The sequence below is a fragment of the Ruegeria sp. genome, assembly GCF_028066395.1.
Taxonomy (GTDB): Bacteria; Pseudomonadota; Alphaproteobacteria; order Rhodobacterales; family Rhodobacteraceae; genus Ruegeria.
This window is the reverse complement of sequence record NZ_JALCBM010000002.1, coordinates 1-16269: the sequence shown is the minus strand read 5'-3', so window position 1 is coordinate 16269 and position 16269 is coordinate 1. Positions and strand designations below refer to the sequence as shown.

Genomic DNA, 16269 nt, shown 5'->3' with positions numbered 1-16269 from the left:
GGGATTGTTGCGGGCTTTCTGTCGCCCAACTCGGCCATGCCGGCGCAGATCTATGAATGGTCGAAACGCGCCGATCCGGCCTTTTACGAACGCGCATGGGGGGGCATCATCATCCTGTTGATCTTCCTCGTGACAATGAACACCATCGCGGTGATCCTGCGCCGCCGCTTTGAACGCCGCTGGTAAATGGGGGCTATGATGAACGATATGACCTTATTGGAGAGAGACGTGGACTCAGCAGCTATCAAGATCGCCGCGAAGAATGTTCAGGTCTATTACGGCGAAACCCACGCCATCAAGGACGTGAATGTCGAGATCGAGGACAAGACCGTCACCGCCTTCATCGGCCCCTCGGGCTGCGGCAAGTCCACCTTTCTGCGCTGCCTGAACCGGATGAACGACACGATCGACATCTGCCGGGTTACGGGCGATATCCTGCTGGATGGCGAGGATATCTATGACAAACGCGTCGACCCGGTGCAACTGCGTGCCAAGGTGGGCATGGTGTTCCAGAAGCCCAACCCGTTCCCCAAATCGATCTATGACAACGTGGCCTATGGCCCGCGCATCCACGGCCTTGCCAAGAACAAGGCGGAACTGGACGAGATTGTTGAGAAATCCCTGCGTCGCGGAGCCATCTGGGATGAGGTCAAGGACCGTCTGGATGCCCCCGGAACCGGTCTGTCGGGCGGTCAGCAACAGCGCCTGTGCATCGCCCGTGCCGTGGCCACCGAGCCCGAGGTTCTGTTGATGGACGAACCCTGTTCGGCCTTGGATCCGATTGCCACGGCGCAGGTCGAGGAGCTGATTGACGAGCTGCGCACGCGCTATTCGGTGGTGATCGTGACCCACTCTATGCAGCAGGCCGCGCGGGTCAGTCAGAAGACCGCGTTCTTCCATCTGGGCAATCTGGTCGAGTTCGGCGAGACGGGACAGATTTTCACCAACCCCGAAGACCCGCGCACCGAAAGCTATATCACCGGCCGGATCGGCTGAACCAAAGGATCTGGATATGACCGAACAACATATTGCATCCGCCTTCGACCGGGATCTCGAAGCCATTCAGGCCCATATCATGAAGATGGGCGGGCTGGTCGAGGCCGCGATCATGAACGCCGCCCGCTCGCTGGAGACCCGCGATCACGAACTGGCACAAGAGGTGCGGCAGGGCGACAAGGCCATCGACGCGCTGGAGGATCTGATCAACGAGGAAACCGCCCGGCTGATCGCCCTGCGCGCGCCCACGGCGGGCGATTTGCGGCTGGTTCTGTCGGTCCTCAAGGTGTCCGCGAACCTTGAACGGATCGGCGATTACTCCAAGAACATCGCCAAGCGCACCACGGTTCTGGTCGAGGCAAGCGAGATCAACGGCAGCGCCGCCGCCCTGCGCCGCATGGCGCGCGAGGTTGAACGGATGCTGCGCGACGCGCTGGACGCCTATATTCAGCGCGATGCCGAACTGGCCTCGGACGTGATCGAACGCGATGAGGAGGTCGACCAGATGTATAATGGCCTGTTCCGTGAATTCCTGACCTTCATGGCCGAGGACCCGCGCAATATCTCGGCCTGCATGCATCTGCATTTCATTGCCAAGAACATCGAACGGATGGGCGACCACGTCACCGCCATTGCCGAGCAGGTCGTCTATCTGGTTACCGGCGAACGCCCGACCGAGGCGCGGCCCAAGGCCGATATCACCTCGCAAACCGCATAAGGGATAGGGATCATGTCTGCCGATCAACCGACGGTTCTGGTGGTCGAGGACGAGCTGGCCCAGCGTGAAGTGCTGGCCTACAACCTCGAAGCCGAAGGCTTTCGCGTGTCCAAAGCCACCAGCGGGGACGAGGCGCTGCTGCTGGTCGATGAAGACAGCCCCGACATCATCGTGCTGGACTGGATGATGCCCAATCTCAGCGGGATCGAGGTCTGTCGCCGTCTGAAAACCCGTCCCGATACCCGTGCGATTCCGATCATCATGCTGTCGGCCCGATCCGAAGAGGTCGACAAGGTGCGGGGGCTGGAAACCGGGGCGGATGACTATGTGGTCAAACCCTATTCGGTGGTCGAATTGATGGCCCGTGTCCGCACTCAGCTGCGCCGGGTGCGACCCGCGACGGTGGGGCTGCGGCTGGAGTTCGACGATATCATTCTGGATGCCGAGACCCACAAGGTCAGCCGGGGCGATCAGCCGCTGAAACTGGGCCCGACCGAGTTCCGCCTGCTGAGCACCTTCATGGAAAAGCCGGGCCGTGTCTGGAGCCGGGACCAGTTGCTGGACCGGGTCTGGGGCCGCGATATCTATGTCGATACGCGCACGGTGGACGTACATATCGGACGGTTGCGCAAGGCGCTGACCCAGCATGGCGGCGCGGACCCGATTCGCACCGTGCGCGGCGCTGGATACGCGTTGGGGTAGAGGTTACCGGGGCAGGGCCTCTTCGCTTTGGGCCTGCCCAGACAGCCAGTGGCGGAATTCACGCAGTGCCGGGTCCTCGGATTTCTCGTGCGGCCAGACCAGATAGTATGCGCCCAGCGTCTCGACGCTATCGGAAAACGCTGCTGTCAGGGCGCCGGTGGCAAGGTCCTGTTCGACCAGATAATTCGGCAGCAAGGCCACTCCCAATCCGTGCAACGCGGCCTGATTGATCGTGGTGAACTGATCGTAAACAGTGCCGGGCAGGGGGTCGGGATGATCGACTCCCATCTGCCGGAACCATTGCTGCCAGGCGCGCGGGCGGGTCTGAATGTGCAGCAGCGGCAGTTTCAGCAAGTCCCGGGGGGAGGCCGGGGTGCCGCTCGGCAGCAGCGCGGGCGCGCAGACCGGAATGACCCGTTCCACCTGCAACAGCAGCCGGTCGGTGCCGGGCCAGTCCGGTTCACCAAAATGCAGCGCCGCATCAAAGGGTTCGGCGGTAAAGCTGAACGGGCGCAGCCGCGTGGTCATGTTGATCGTGACATCCGGATGACGCCGCGCGAAATCGGGCAGGCGTGGCACCAGCCAACGCATCCCGAAGGTGGGCAGGATGGCCAGATTAACCATCCCTCCGGCCGGGGCCACATGCAGTTTCAACGCGGCTTGTGCGATCTGGGCCAGCGCGGATCGAACCTCCTGCACGTAATCCTGCCCGGCGGGCGTCAGCGACAACCGCTTGCGGTCGCGCTGGATCAGTTCAGCACCCAATTGCGCCTCAAGCGTCTGCAATTGACGACTGACCGCGCTTTGGGTCAGGGCCATCTCGTCAGCCACAGCCGAGGCCGAGCCGAGACGGTCCAGCGCCTCTAACGCGCGCAGGGCCGTGATTGAGGGCAGGATAGGGCGGTTCGGTCTCATCTATGCGTTTTAGTCATGAAAACTTGAGAATGTCTCGCTGTTTTTTGCAAGAAACTCAGATTAAGCTGCGCGCAACCGCCTTTTACAGGAGACATGCCATGAACGCCCCCGACCCCAAACCGACCCTGCGCGCCAAAGACAAGCCTGATCTGGGTTCCTTTGCCTGGGATGACCCGTTCCGCCTGCACGATCAGTTGGAAGAGGATGAACGTCTGATCGCCGAAAGCGCCCGCAGTTACGCGCAGGAGAAACTGCAGCCGCGCGTGACCGAGGCGTTCCAGAAAGAAGAAACCGACCCCGAGATTTTCCGCGAAATGGGCGAAATGGGCCTGCTGGGCACCACGCTTCCCGAGGAATATGGCGGCATAGGCGCGGGCTACGTAACCTACGGCCTTGTCGCGCGCGAGGTTGAGCGTGTGGACAGCGGTTACCGGTCGATGATGTCTGTCCAAAGCTCTCTGGTGATGTATCCGATCTATGCGTATGGCTCGGAAGAACAACGCCGCAAATATCTGCCGAAACTGGCCAGTGGCGAATGGATTGGCTGTTTCGGCCTGACCGAACCGGATGCGGGGTCGGACCCCGCCGGGATGAAAACCCGCGCCGAAAAGATCGACGGCGGCTATCGCCTGACCGGCAGCAAGATGTGGATTTCAAACAGCCCGATTGCCGATGTCTTTGTCGTCTGGGCCAAGTCCGACGCCCATGACGGCAAAATCCGCGGCTTTGTTCTGGACAAAGGCACCAAGGGGCTGAGCGCGCCCAAGATCGAAAACAAGCTGAGCCTGCGCGCCTCGATCACCGGAGAGATCGTTCTGGACGGCGTCGAAGTGGGCGAGGGTGCCTTGCTGCCGCATGTGCAGGGCTTGAAAGGTCCGTTCGGTTGCCTGAACCGCGCGCGCTACGGCATCAGTTGGGGCACCATGGGCGCTGCCGAGGCGTGTTGGCACGCGGCGCGGCAATACGGTCTGGATCGCAAACAGTTCAACCGTCCGCTGGCGCAGACCCAGTTGTTTCAGAAGAAACTGGCCGATATGCAGACCGAGATCGCATTGGGCCTGCAGGCCAGCCTGCGCGTTGGTCGCCTGATGGATCAGGCCGAAGCGGCGCCCGAGATGATCTCGATCGTCAAGCGCAACAATTGCGGCAAAGCGTTGGAGATCGCGCGGCATGCCCGTGACATGCATGGCGGCAACGGCATCAGCCTGGAATTCCAGGTTGTGCGTCACATGATCAACCTTGAGACGGTGAACACCTATGAGGGGACCCATGACGTGCACGCGCTGATCCTGGGGCGCGCGCAGACCGGGTTGCAGGCGTTCTACTAAAAATCGTGTAATTGGTATTATGTAAAATAATTATCCAAATATACGCCGCCATGCCAACCGCATTGGCGGCGTGTTCTCAGGATGTTACGCTGCATTGTGAATTCATCTGACACGGATGTTTGCAATGCAGCTACAAGACAAAACCGTTGTGGTGACCGGTGCAGCCGACGGAATCGGCAAAGGTCTGGCTGAACGCTTCGCCAAGGATGGCGCGCGTGTTGTCTGTTCCGATATCGACCTGCCCGGAGCGTCCCGCGTTGCGTCTGCGATTGGCGGTCATGCGCTGCATTGTGATGTCTCGTGCGAGGATGACATCCAATCTCTGATCGAAACGGTCGAAAGCTCGTTCGGCACGATCGATCTGTTTTGCGCCAATGCCGGGATTCTGACCCTTGGCGGTGTTGATGTGTCGGATGATGATTGGGATCGGATCTGGAAGATCAACGTGATGTCCCATGTCTGGACCGCGCGCCATCTGATGCCGAGGATGGTTGCGCGCGGGTCCGGTTATCTGCTGATCACGGCCTCGGCGGCTGGGTTGCTCAATCAGCCCGGCGCGGCACCATATGCGGTGACGAAACACGCAGCCGTGGGTTTGGCGGAATGGCTGGCGCTGACTTATGGCAATCAAGGCATCAAAGTTTCGGTATTGTGCCCACAGGCCGTGCGGTCGCTGATGACGCGTGGGCATGAGGACTCGGTCGCGGCAATTGATGGCATGTTAGAGCCTGATGACGTGGCACAGGCCTGTGTCGAGGCTATCGCTCGGGAACGGTTTCTGGTTTTGCCGCATCCGCAGGTTTCGGATTACATGCAGCTCAAGACGTCCGACTATGATCGTTGGATCACGGGGATGCAGAATTTAAATCAACGCTTTACAGGCGATTCCTAAGATTTCTTGCGCGCAGGCCGCAGCAGGCCTTCCTGCGCGACCGAGGCAACCAATGTGCCGTCCTGCGCAAAGATGGAGCCTCGGTTAAAACTACGCCCCTGCCCCGTCCATGGCGATTCCATCGAATACAGATGCCAGTTCTGAAACCACACCGGCGCATGGAACCAAAGCGCATGATCCAGACTGGCGCCATTGATTTCACCGGAAAACCAGCTGAGCCCGTGCGGCCGCATCCCGGAACTCAGCAGGCTCATGTCCGAGGCATATGCCAGCAGCAGATGTTGCGTGACCGTATCGGCTTGATCGGCCGCTTTCATTCGGAACCACAGGCTATTGCGATCATTTGATTTTTCCGGCGTGAAGACGTCCAACGGTGCGACTTCGCGCACTTCGATGGGCCGCTCGCGCAGCAGTTCGGACCGCAACCGTTCGGGCACGCGCGGCAGGTATTTCTGCCGCAATTCCTCACGCGATGGGTGATGTTCCGGCCCGGCAATATCAGGCATCGGGTGCTGGTGATCCCAACCGTCATCCTGCACGTGGAACGATGCGGACATGTTCAGGATCTGTTTTCCATGTTGAATGGCAACAACCCGCCGCGTGGTGAAAGAGCCTCCGTCCCTTGCGCGATCCACTTGATAGATCACCGGAATCTCCGGGTCGCCGGGGCGGATGAAATAGGCGTGCAGCGAGTGGCACAGGCGCTGATCGACAGTTCGGTAAGCGGCCGCAAGGGCCTGTGCGATCACCTGACCGCCAAAAATCCGCGTGGGCGTTTCGCCACCCGATCCGGTGCCGCGAAACAGATCGACCTCAAGCGGTTCGATATTCAGCAGGTCCAGCAGAATGCGTTCGGCTTCGGTCATCCCACCAATCCTCCGAGGACAAGGGAGCGCAGTTCGGCCCGCGAGGGATACGAACTGGAAGGGGAAAGCTGCGTGAAAAACACGGTTGTCAGATCGTTGACCGGGTCGATCCAGAAAAAGGTTGAGGCCATACCGCCCCAGCCGAAATCGCCCACCGAGGATGGCGCACCCAACCGGCCCGGGTTCAGAACCACCGATCCGCCGATGCCGAACCCGGTGCCTTGCATGGGTTGTTCGGCGAAACTCTGCGGTCCCATCGATGCAATGTCGCCCGGTAAGTGATTGCACAGCATGTATTCTGTGGTCTTCGGTCCCAGCAATCGGGCGCCGTTTCCGGTTCCCTTGTTGCGCAGCATCTCGGCAAATCGGCTGTAATCGTCAATCGTGCCGACCAGCCCACCGCCGCCGGAAAACGTGGTGGCCGCTTCGAACGGGGATGAACCGGCGGCATCAACCAGACGCAGCGTTTCACCCCCTTGGCGCGCGGTGTTTAGGGCCATCGCATCACCCTCCAATGGGGTATAAAGCGACGCGAACCGGTCCCCTGCCCCCGGTGGCACCGAAAACCCGGTTTCCGTCATCCCAAGCGGCGCGAAAATCTGATCCGCAAAAAAGCGATCCAGTGGCTGGCCCGAGATGATTTCGACCACGCGGCCAATGACATCAATACCGGTTGAATACTCCCAACGTGTGCCGGGCTGAAACGCCAGTGGCAGGGTGGCAAGCAGATCAACCCGATCGGCCAAAGGCCCTTGATCAGGCGAAAAAATCAGATCGAGTCTGTCCATTTCTTGCGGCAGAAGACCGGGATTGAACGGATAGCTGAGGCCGCTTGTATGGGTCAGCATCTGATGCAGGGTTGGTGTGGCCGCATCCTCGGTTTGATCCAGGCTTTCCGCACCGGGGATCAACGCCTGCATGGATTGAAACGCGGGCAGAAAGTCAGAGACCGGCGCGTCCAGATGCACCAGCCCGCGCTCTGCCAGCATCATCAGCGCGACCGAGGTCACGGGTTTGGTCATCGAATAAATCCGCGCAACCGTGTCCCGTTCGAACGGCAGGTCGTTTTCAACGTCGCGCTGCCCGCAACTGTGAAAAAACGCCTCTTGCCCGTGCTGCCTGATCAATAGCGCGCTGCCGGGGTATTTCCGTTCCGCCACGTATCGGTGCATCCAATCTTGCAGATGGTTCAGGGCTGTCGGGTCAAATCCCATATTTCGGCTCCGGCATGTGTTTTTGCGATACTGCCGCGCCGGGGTCGGAAACGACAGCAGAAATCCGCGCTGAAGCGTGGAAAACTCTGAGAGAGGCCCTGCGCCCTGTTAAACTGTGGGTGGAACAGATTCGCCTTTGCACCGTTATTGATCCGGAGAAACATCATGACGCAGCCTATTGGTTTCATGTATGATTTTAGCAGTCCCAACGCCTATCTGGCGCATAAGGTCCTGCCCGATCTGGCAGAGCGTCATGGTGTGGCGCTGACCTATAACCCGGTCCTGCTGAGCATCGTTTTCAAGGCGACCCATAACCAAAGCCCGTTTCAGGCCTTTTCCGAGAACCGCCAGAAAACCGCGTATCTGACCCATGACCTGCACCGTTTTGCCCGCCGTCGGGGGATCAGTTTTCACATGAGCCCGCATTTCCCGCCCAACACCAAATTTGCCATGCGTGGCGCGGTGTTTGCGCAGGGAAAGCCGTGGGAGGTCAAGTATATAGACGCTGTATTTGATGCGATCTGGGTGCATGGGCAAAAGATCGATGATGTGAATGTCCTGATGGATGTCGTGCGGGAAAATGACTTGCCCGCACGCAAAATACGTGAGGCATTGGGAGATGCCGAAATCAAGCAGCAGCTGAAGGATCAGAGCAAGGCGGCGGTGCGGTCGGGCGTTTTCGGCGTGCCGACGATGTTTGCCGGGCCTGAGATGTTTTTCGGCAAGAACAGCCTCGCCAATCTGGAGTTGGAGCTTTCGCGGACCTAACCGTTCAGCGCATCCAATCCATGCCGTGCAAACAGCGGCACATAGCTGCCGAACGCCCGCGCGCGATCGGGGTCTGACGCGTTGCCATCCAGCGCACGCTTGTACACGCCTTGCAGAATGCCAGCCATGCGGAAGAATGTGAACGCCAGATAAAATCCAAAGTTATCAATCCGGTCCAGCCCTCTTCTCACGCAATAGCTTGCGATGAACTGTTGATCCGAAGGCAGGCCCAGATTGACGCGATCGACCCCAGCCAGGCCACGCCCTTCCTTGCCCGGTGGCATCTGCCATTGCATGATCACGGCAGCCAGATCGGCATAGGGGTGCCCGATTGTCGAAAGCTCCCAATCCAGCACACCGACGCAGCACGTGCTGTTTTGATGGAACAGCAGATTGTCGATGCGGAAATCGCCATGCACCAGCGTTCGCTGCCCGTCATCCGCGGGGACCGAGCGTTCCAGTGCCGAAATCAGACTGTCCATATCCGCAATCTGTTCTGTCTCAGCCGCGCGGTACTGTTGGGTCCAACGGGCGATCTGACGCTCGTAATAATTACCCGGTGGCCCGTAATCGGACAGGCCGATAGCGTCGATATCCACCTCGTGCAGCGCGGCCAGCACCCGGTTCATTTCGTCCACGATCCCGGCCCGTGTGGTGTTGCTGTCGCCCTTCATCAAGGGCTCGGGAAAACCGCGTCCGGGCAGATGCTCCATCACGTAAAAGGCAGATCCGATGACACTGTCATCTTCGCAGAGCAGGTACATCTCGGGCACCGGAACCCGACTGCCGGACAGCGCCTGTTGGACGCGGAACTCACGCTCGACCGCATGTGCGGATTTCAGCAGCACCCCGGGCGGTTTGCGGCGCAGGACGTAACTCTTGCCCGGTGTTTGCAAAAGATAGGTGGGGTTGGATTGGCCGCCGGTGAATTTCGTGGCGTCCAGCGGCCCCTCATAATCCGCGAGATGTGATTTAAGGTAGTCGTCTACTGCATTTAAATTAAATGTTTTTTCCGAGGCCATGATATAAACCTGTCACAGCGCATCGGCAAAGATATTGCCGCCGCTTTGCACATTGATCCCGCCCGAGACCGGGATGACCGCGCCGGTGACATAGCTGCCGCCCTGCCCGGACAGGAACAACACGCAGCCGGCGATGTCTTCATCCCGGCCTACACGGCCCAGTGGGACGCCCTGCCCGACCTTTTTGCGGGTTTCGGGATTGGCGGTGGCAAAAGCAGTCATCTTGGACACGAACGGCCCCGGCGCGAGGGCGTTGACCGTGATCCGATACGGCGCCAGTTCCTTCGCCATGATCTTGGTCAGATGGATCACCGCCGCTTTGGACGCCGAATAGCTGTAGGCGCCGTCACCCATGGGCGCTTCTCCCATGACCGAGGCGACATTGATGACCCGGGCGGGGTTTTCATCCTCGGCCGAGGCCATCAACAGGGGCAGCAATTTCTGCGTCAGGTGGAAGATCCCGGCGACGTTCACCGACATGACCTTGTCCCAGGCGTCATAGGGGAATTGCCCCATGGGCGCACCCCAGGTCAAACCTGCATTATTCATCAGGATATCAAGGGTTTTCACACGGCTATTCACCTGATCAACCAAAGCATCTATCCCGGCTTCGCTGCCCAGATCACCGGCGAATCCTTCGGCAGAACCCGGCGCGTCCAGCGCGTTCAACTCGGTCGCGACGGCCTGACAGGCATCGCCCTTGCGCGAGGCGATCAGCACATGCGCCCCGGCCCGCACAAATGCCTCGGCCGCCATCCGACCGATTCCGGTGGCCCCTCCGGTCACCAGCGCTGTTTTTCCGGTCAGCGAAAACAGGGTCTCGGGCGTCATGGTCATTCCTTCTTGGGCGGCGGGTTATGTTTGATGTGGCTCTAATCCAACGCTTTTGGCGTGCGTGGCGCAAGTCAATCCCGGGATTACTCTGCGTCACGAAACCGGCCTGGCCATCAGGCTATCGGTTAAGTTGAGGGTCGCCCCTGGCTTGTGTGATTAAGATTATACCCAATCTCTCGGAAACAAGACATCATACGGCATCAATGCTCGCGTCATAAGAGCAGTCGCGGCTGGACGCCTCTGGCAATCGGGTTTATGAAAACAGGATAATGGGGATAGTGAAGAAATGCAGAACATCCTGGTTTTGAATGGCCCGAACCTGAACCTTCTGGGCACCCGCCAGCCCGAGGTTTATGGCCGCACCACGTTACAGATGATTGAAGAATTATGCGTGTCCCATGGCAAGTCCAATGGACAGACCGTGACGCATTTCCAATCCAATCACGAAGGCGCGCTGATCGACGCCATCCATGCAGCCCGTGACGCACAGGACGGGATCGTTCTGAACGCGGGCGCGTATACCCATACATCGGTGGCGCTGATGGATGCGATTTCTTCGGCCGCCGTGCCGGTCGTCGAGGTGCATCTGTCCAACATTCACGCGCGCGAGCCCTTTCGCCACAAGTCTTACATCGCGCCGGTGGCGATCGGTCAGATCTGCGGATTTGGCGCCACCAGCTATGTTCTGGCGCTGGATGCGCTTGCGGCGCATTTGCGGAAGGAGGGCGCGGGATGAACCTGTCCGAGTATCTCAACTTTCTAAGCTACGCGAAGACGCTGGAAGAGCTTTGGGATGCACATTGCCGCCAGATGGCGCAATACGGGTTCGACCGGCTGCTTTACGGCTATACGCAATACCGCACCGAAACCTCGCTGGGTGACCCCGAGGATTTTGTGATCCTGACCAACCATTGTCAGGACTATCTGGATGGGTTCCTGCGTCGGGGGCTGTATTTCAACGCGCCGATGCTGAAATGGGCGCTGCAGAACGAAGGCGCCGCAAGCTGGCGCATGATCAACGAAGCCATGTCCAGCGGCACCATGACCGAAGAGGAGCGGCAGGTCTACGAATTCAATCGCGCCAAAGGGGCATCCGTCGGGTTCACGATCAGCTTCACCTCGGTCTCGATGCGGTCCAAGGGCGCGATTTCGATGGCGCATTATGGCGACAAGACGCAGGATCAGATTGATGCGATCTGGGACAAGCATGGTGAGGACATCCTGCTGATGAACAACATGGCGCATCTGAAAATCCTCACCCTGCCCTATAACGCGCCGAACCGGGCCCTGACCAAGCGTCAGCGCGAGGCGCTGCAATGGGTGGGTGACGGCAAGACGACGCAGGATATCGCGCTGCTGATGGGCCTGACCTCGGCCACCGTTGAAAAACATCTGCGTCTTGCGCGCGAAGCGCTGAGCGTCGAGACCACCGCACAGGCCGTTCTGAAGGCGTCACTGCAGAACCAGATGTTCGTGATGGAGGCCTGACACCCGGGGCGGTTGACGCGAAATCGCATCAGTTGACCCTAGGTAAGGAATACATGACTTTCCAAATCTACCCCTAAAATTGCAAAGTGTTAATGTTCCGTGAGTGGTGGCTTTAGCCAGGGAACATGTGATCGGATCTTTGCAATAACAGGGCTCTCCGATCGGTCTGACACAGGGGCGTTTATTCGTCCGCGTACCTGGGTTGGAAATTTGGAGGGCCTCGACCATCCCCATCATGCGGGGCCCTCCAGTCTCTCTCCCTTACATCCGCAGCGGTTTGGCCCACAGCAGGTCATGAGAATCAAAAAGCCGGTCACGCAGAACGCGACCGGCTTTGACATGTGTAAAGCGGCCCCCTTGCGAGGGCCGTTTCAACCTTAGCCCTGAGCGGCCTTGGCGACCTCGGCTGCGAAGTCTTCTTTTTCGACCACGATGCCTTCGCCAACTTCCAGACGCACGAAACCGGTGATGGTGGCGCCGGCCTCTTTGGCAGCGGCTTCAACGGTCAGGTCGGGGTTCACGACGAATTGCTGGTTCAGCAGAGTCGATTCCGCCACGAATTTCTTCATGCGGCCAACGATCATCTTCTCGATCACCTGCTCCGGCTTGCCGGATTCGCGGGCGATGTCCATCTGAACCTGCTTTTCCTTCTCGACAACTGCCGGGTCCATGTCCGCCTCGGACAGGGCCGCCGGGTTCACGGCCGCGATGTGCATCGCGATCTGCTTGCCGATGGCTTCGTCACCACCGGACAGAGCAACCAGAACGCCGATTTTGCCCATGCCGCTGGTGGCGGCGTTGTGGACGTAGGACACAACGGTGTCGCCCGACAGTTTCGACATGCGGCGCACCGACATGTTTTCGCCAATGGTGGCGATCTTGTCGGTCAGGGTGTCGGCAACGTTCTTGCCACCCAGATCAGCGGCCAGCAGAGCGTCAACATCAGCAACGCCTTCAGCGGCATAAGCGATCTTGCCAACCATCTCCTGGAATTCAGCGTTTTTCGCAACGAAGTCGGTTTCCGAGTTCACTTCGACAGCAACACCGTTGCCGCCGTTGACGTGAACGGCCACCAGACCTTCGGCTGCGGTACGGCCTGATTTCTTTGCCGCCTTGGCCAGACCTTTGGTGCGCAGCCAGTCAACGGCTTCGTCCATGTTGCCGCCGGTTTCGGTCAGCGCTTTTTTCGCGTCCATCATGCCTGCGCCGGTTGCGTCGCGCAGTTCTTTCACCATTGCTGCTGTGATTGCCATCTCTTGGCTCTCCTCAATTCAAACGGAATAGGGGCAGGTCTACCCTGCCCCATATGTCAATTACGTGACGGGCAGCTTACGCTTCGGCCGGCGTTTCCGATGCAGTTTCTGCTTCGGCGGGGGCTTCTTCAGCAACGACTTCTTCAACCGGTGCTTCTTCGAATGCGCCCAGGTCAACGCCTGCTGCACCCATCTGAGCGGTCATGCCGTCCAGAGCGGCGCGTGCGGCCAGATCGCAGTACAGAGCGATTGCGCGCGCTGCGTCGTCATTGCCAGGGATGATGTAATCCACACCATCGGGCGAGCAGTTGGTGTCGACAACAGCCACAACCGGGATACCCAGCTTGTTGGCTTCGGCGATGGCCAGTGCTTCTTTCTTGACGTCGATGACGAACAGCAGGTCCGGAACGCCGCCCATTTCGCGGATACCGCCCAGCGATGCCTGCAGCTTGGCCTGGTCACGCTCCATGCCCAGACGCTCTTTCTTGGTCAGGCCCTCGGCGCCCGATTCCATCGCTTCATCGATCTGGTTCAGACGATTGATCGACTGGGAAACGGTTTTCCAGTTGGTCAGCGTGCCGCCCAGCCAGCGGTGGTTCATGAAGTACTGCGCCGACTTCTCAGCGGCATCTGCGATCGGCTGAGCTGCCTGACGCTTGGTGCCAACGAACAGAACGCGGCCGCCTTTTGCGACGGTGTCACGAACGGCCTGCAGCGCCTGATCCAGCATCGGAACGGTCTGGGTCAGGTCCATGATGTGGATGCCATTGCGCGAGCCGTAGATGAACGGGCCCATGCGGGGATTCCAACGCTGTGTCTGGTGACCAAAGTGAACGCCAGCTTCCAGCAGCTGACGCATGGTGAACTCGGGAAGAGCCATGCTATTTTCCTTTTCCGGTTTACGCCTGGGCGGGGGTGAAAGAAGCGGATGCTCCAACCGGCGGGCCTGATAAGGATGTCTCCCTCAAAAAGCCCAAACCCCGCCTGCGGGTTTGAATGGCGCGCGTATACGGCAGGTTTGATGGCAGTGCAAGGGCCAAATGCCCTTATTTTTCAAGCCGCGCCAAGCGGTGAGCGTGGCGCACCGCCTCTTCGCAATGGGCGGCCAGCGCCTTGCGGTCGGCAAAGTCACTGACCTTCGCGGGCGCATGGTAGATCAGCTCGACCGTACCTTGCCGCCGCGCGCCCAGGGCTTTCAGCAGATGCGGCGCGAAATCCATGTCGCCCCACCAGCCATAGAACCGGTCAGGCTGGCCTTTGGGGGCGTGAAAGACGACCGACACCGGCTGCACATACATGAATTCCCGCAATCCGTCCGCAAAGAACGCCGCGAAAAGCGTTGATTTGAATGGTAAAACCCGCAATCCATCGGTCGAGGTGCCCTCGGGAAAGAACAACAGCTTGTGCCCGGCTTTCAGGCGGGTTTCGAAAATCTTCGTCTGTTCACGCGCCTTCTTGCGGTCACGTTCGATGAACACGGTTCCGGTGGCGCGGGCCAGCCAGCCGATGCCGGGCCATTGCGCCACCTCGGCTTTTGAGACGAAATAAACCCGTTTGCGCGCGTTCAGCGCAAAGATATCCAGCCATGAGGTATGATTGGCCACCACCGCCCCCCGTTCGCGCATCAACTGGCCCGAGCTGCGAAAGCCCATGCCCAGAATGCGAAACGCGTTGCGGCAGACAAATTGTGTGATGAAGGGTGTGATCGGGCGCTGTACGCCGAACAAGGGACGTTCGATCAGGCGGAGGGTCAGCAGCACGAACAGTCCGCCAAAGACCAGCAGCGCCAGCGGGACGCCGCGCAGGATCACCAGAGCCCAGCCCAGTAGGCCCAGTTCGACCGGATCCGGCGCGTCCTCACTGGTCCAGAGCGGATCGGTCACCGGGCTACGCTCCGCCATAGATGCGCCTTTGCCGGTCGTTCATGCGGGTGGTGTCCAGGATCAGACACACATCGGTGGTGTTAAAAGCGTGGTCGATAAAGGCGCCCTCGCCCACGAAACCGCCCAGACGCAGATAGGCTTTGATCAGCGCGGGCACCTGAACCATCGCCGCGCGCCGGTCCAGAGCGTCCGGTGCCACAAGGTTCATGGGTTGATACACGCTGGGCTGCGCCCGCACCCGCAGATCAGGCGGCGCAAGGTGGTTGTGATGCAGCATTGACAAGGGCTGCGCCAGTTCGGTCACATCGGTGCCGTGGAAACTGGCGACGCCGAACAGCACCTCGATCTCGCGGTCGGTGACATAGCGGGCCAGCCCGTTCCACAGGTGATACATCGCTGTGCCGCCCCGATAATCGCGATGCAGGCAGGACCGGCCCAACTCCAGCAGCTTGCGACCGCTCTGTTTCAGAACCGTCAGATCATATTCATCTTCAGAATAGAACTGCCCCAGTTCCACTGCACGTTCGCCCGGTAACAGCCTGTAAACGCCCACAACTTCGCCGGTAGCGTCATCATAGGCCAGCATATGGTCGAAATAGGGATCGAACCGGTCCTGCTCTAGCCCGGCCTCGTGATCGACCATGTCTCCACCACCGCCGAGTTCCCGCACGAACACCTCATATCGCAAGCGCTGCGCGGCGCGCAGTTCGGCCTCGGTCTCGGCCAGTTTGACGGTGAATGAGGGGCCAGAATCCGGCATCAAAGGGGCAGTTCCGCTGTTTGATCTGCGCGCTGATAGCGCAGAATTCGGGGGTATGGCAATAAGTCTGCTCTGGCCAAGGTTGTTAACCTTTTCTAAACCAGTTTCACGGATCAAAGACCGGCATCAGGGCGATGCGCGTTCCGTCGATTACCACTTTCCCCTGCTCGCGAAAGTTCACGGTGATCTTGCCTGCGATGTTGGACTGAACCTGTCCGACGCCCCAATCGGGGAAATCCGGGTGGCGGACATACATGCCCGGTGCAAGAATGGCATTGAGGTCTGTCATGTCGGGGCTCCGGTCCGGCGGCAGATGCAGCAGGAGGTACGCATGGGCGGCTCAGACGTCAACCTTGCCGAGTTGATCGGTTCCCGGATCTGCCACGATCTGATCAGCCCGATCGGCGCGATCACCAATGGGCTGGAACTGTTGGAGATGGTGGGCGGCTCGCAAGGCCCCGAGATGGAGCTGATCTCGGGCAGTGTCGGCAGCGCCGGGGCCAAGATCCGCTTTTTTCGGGTGGCTTTTGGCGCGGCGAGTGATCAGCCCTTGGGCCGGGCCGAGGTGACAAGCCTGTTGCAGGACATCGAACAGGCCAGCCGCGTCCGCGTGCGCTGGCACGTGACCGA

General features: G+C 59.7%; 18 protein-coding genes and 2 pseudogenes. 10 read left to right on the top strand and 10 right to left on the bottom strand.

The annotated features are described in order from the left end of the window. From MPJ51_RS00830 to phoB, 4 genes and pseudogenes are all read left to right on the top strand, one after another. A pseudogene (locus tag MPJ51_RS00830) lies at window positions 1–186 on the top strand (phosphate ABC transporter, permease protein PstA); the annotation flags it as partial. Between the two features lie 12 nt (window positions 187–198). Further along, on the top strand, window positions 199–996 hold the full coding sequence (pstB, locus tag MPJ51_RS00825; protein ID WP_298381092.1) for a phosphate ABC transporter ATP-binding protein PstB: 798 nt from the start codon (window positions 199–201) through the stop codon (window positions 994–996). A gap of 16 nt (window positions 997–1012) precedes the next feature. Then, window positions 1013–1714, top strand: coding sequence for a phosphate signaling complex protein PhoU (gene phoU, locus MPJ51_RS00820; RefSeq protein ID WP_298381091.1), 702 nt, complete (start codon window positions 1013–1015; stop codon window positions 1712–1714). Between the two features lie 12 nt (window positions 1715–1726). Beyond that, a complete protein-coding gene (gene phoB, locus MPJ51_RS00815; protein ID WP_298381090.1) occupies window positions 1727–2416 on the top strand; it encodes a phosphate regulon transcriptional regulator PhoB in 690 nt (229 codons plus the stop codon). Window positions 2417–2419: 3 nt separating this feature from the next. On the opposite strand, the gene MPJ51_RS00810 is transcribed toward phoB, so the two are convergent. Then, on the bottom strand, window positions 2420–3331 hold the full coding sequence (locus MPJ51_RS00810; protein ID WP_298381089.1) for a LysR family transcriptional regulator: 912 nt from the start codon (window positions 3329–3331) through the stop codon (window positions 2420–2422). Between the two features lie 98 nt (window positions 3332–3429). On the opposite strand from MPJ51_RS00810, the gene MPJ51_RS00805 reads away from it, so the two are divergent. Both MPJ51_RS00805 and MPJ51_RS00800 read left to right on the top strand, forming a co-directional pair. Continuing rightward, window positions 3430–4659: an acyl-CoA dehydrogenase gene (locus MPJ51_RS00805; protein WP_298381088.1), complete on the top strand. Its 1230-nt coding sequence runs from the start codon at window positions 3430–3432 to the stop codon at window positions 4657–4659. 124 nt (window positions 4660–4783) lie between these two features. Then, the gene (locus MPJ51_RS00800; RefSeq protein ID WP_298381087.1) at window positions 4784–5551 is read left to right on the top strand and encodes an SDR family oxidoreductase; all 768 of its coding nucleotides are present in this window, start codon (window positions 4784–4786) and stop codon (window positions 5549–5551) included. On the opposite strand, the gene MPJ51_RS00795 is transcribed toward MPJ51_RS00800, so the two are convergent. Both MPJ51_RS00795 and MPJ51_RS00790 read right to left on the bottom strand, forming a co-directional pair. Further along, window positions 5548–6417, bottom strand: a complete 870-nt coding sequence (locus MPJ51_RS00795) for an acyl-CoA thioesterase II (RefSeq protein WP_298381086.1) — start codon at window positions 6415–6417, stop codon at window positions 5548–5550. The two genes, MPJ51_RS00800 and MPJ51_RS00795, sit on opposite strands and share 4 nt — an antisense overlap. After that, window positions 6414–7631, bottom strand: coding sequence for a serine hydrolase domain-containing protein (locus MPJ51_RS00790; RefSeq protein ID WP_298381085.1), 1218 nt, complete (start codon window positions 7629–7631; stop codon window positions 6414–6416). The genes MPJ51_RS00795 and MPJ51_RS00790 overlap by 4 nt, the downstream gene beginning before the upstream one ends. A gap of 165 nt (window positions 7632–7796) precedes the next feature. Between MPJ51_RS00790 and MPJ51_RS00785 the strand changes: the two genes are divergently transcribed. Continuing rightward, window positions 7797–8399, top strand: coding sequence for a 2-hydroxychromene-2-carboxylate isomerase (locus MPJ51_RS00785; protein WP_298381084.1), 603 nt, complete (start codon window positions 7797–7799; stop codon window positions 8397–8399). Here MPJ51_RS00785 and MPJ51_RS00780 read toward each other — a convergent pair. Next, a complete protein-coding gene (locus MPJ51_RS00780; protein WP_298381083.1) occupies window positions 8396–9421 on the bottom strand; it encodes a phosphotransferase family protein in 1026 nt (341 codons plus the stop codon). The genes MPJ51_RS00785 and MPJ51_RS00780 overlap by 4 nt on opposite strands. Window positions 9422–9433: 12 nt before the next feature. Continuing rightward, entirely contained in the window at window positions 9434–10252 is an 819-nt protein-coding gene (locus MPJ51_RS00775; protein ID WP_298381082.1) for an SDR family NAD(P)-dependent oxidoreductase, read from the bottom strand. Window positions 10253–10541: 289 nt separating this feature from the next. Here MPJ51_RS00775 and aroQ point away from each other — a divergent pair, with 289 nt between their 5' ends. Further along, window positions 10542–10991, top strand: coding sequence for a type II 3-dehydroquinate dehydratase (gene aroQ, locus MPJ51_RS00770; RefSeq protein WP_298381081.1), 450 nt, complete (start codon window positions 10542–10544; stop codon window positions 10989–10991). Further along, on the top strand, window positions 10988–11743 hold the full coding sequence (locus tag MPJ51_RS00765) for an autoinducer binding domain-containing protein (RefSeq protein ID WP_298381080.1): 756 nt from the start codon (window positions 10988–10990) through the stop codon (window positions 11741–11743). Before aroQ ends, MPJ51_RS00765 begins: the two co-directional genes overlap by 4 nt. A 377-nt stretch (window positions 11744–12120) precedes the next feature. Here MPJ51_RS00765 and tsf read toward each other — a convergent pair whose 3' ends face one another. From tsf to MPJ51_RS00740, 5 genes are all read right to left on the bottom strand, one after another. Beyond that, window positions 12121–12996, bottom strand: a complete 876-nt coding sequence (tsf, locus tag MPJ51_RS00760; protein WP_298381079.1) for a translation elongation factor Ts — start codon at window positions 12994–12996, stop codon at window positions 12121–12123. Between the two features lie 76 nt (window positions 12997–13072). Next, a complete protein-coding gene (gene rpsB / locus MPJ51_RS00755) occupies window positions 13073–13876 on the bottom strand; it encodes a 30S ribosomal protein S2 (RefSeq protein ID WP_298381078.1) in 804 nt (267 codons plus the stop codon). A 166-nt stretch (window positions 13877–14042) separates the two neighbouring features. Further along, window positions 14043–14897, bottom strand: coding sequence for a lysophospholipid acyltransferase family protein (locus MPJ51_RS00750; RefSeq protein ID WP_298381077.1), 855 nt, complete (start codon window positions 14895–14897; stop codon window positions 14043–14045). Further along, a complete protein-coding gene (locus tag MPJ51_RS00745; protein ID WP_298381076.1) occupies window positions 14884–15639 on the bottom strand; it encodes a GNAT family N-acyltransferase in 756 nt (251 codons plus the stop codon). Before MPJ51_RS00745 ends, MPJ51_RS00750 begins: the two co-directional genes overlap by 14 nt. Window positions 15640–15745: 106 nt before the next feature. After that, window positions 15746–15928 carry a DUF3553 domain-containing protein gene (locus MPJ51_RS00740; RefSeq protein WP_008756567.1) on the bottom strand — a complete coding sequence of 61 codons (183 nt, stop codon included), beginning with the start codon at window positions 15926–15928 and terminating at the stop codon, window positions 15746–15748. A gap of 42 nt (window positions 15929–15970) precedes the next feature. On the opposite strand from MPJ51_RS00740, the pseudogene MPJ51_RS00735 reads away from it, so the two are divergent. Further along, window positions 15971–16269: pseudogene (locus MPJ51_RS00735) on the top strand (histidine phosphotransferase); the annotation flags it as partial.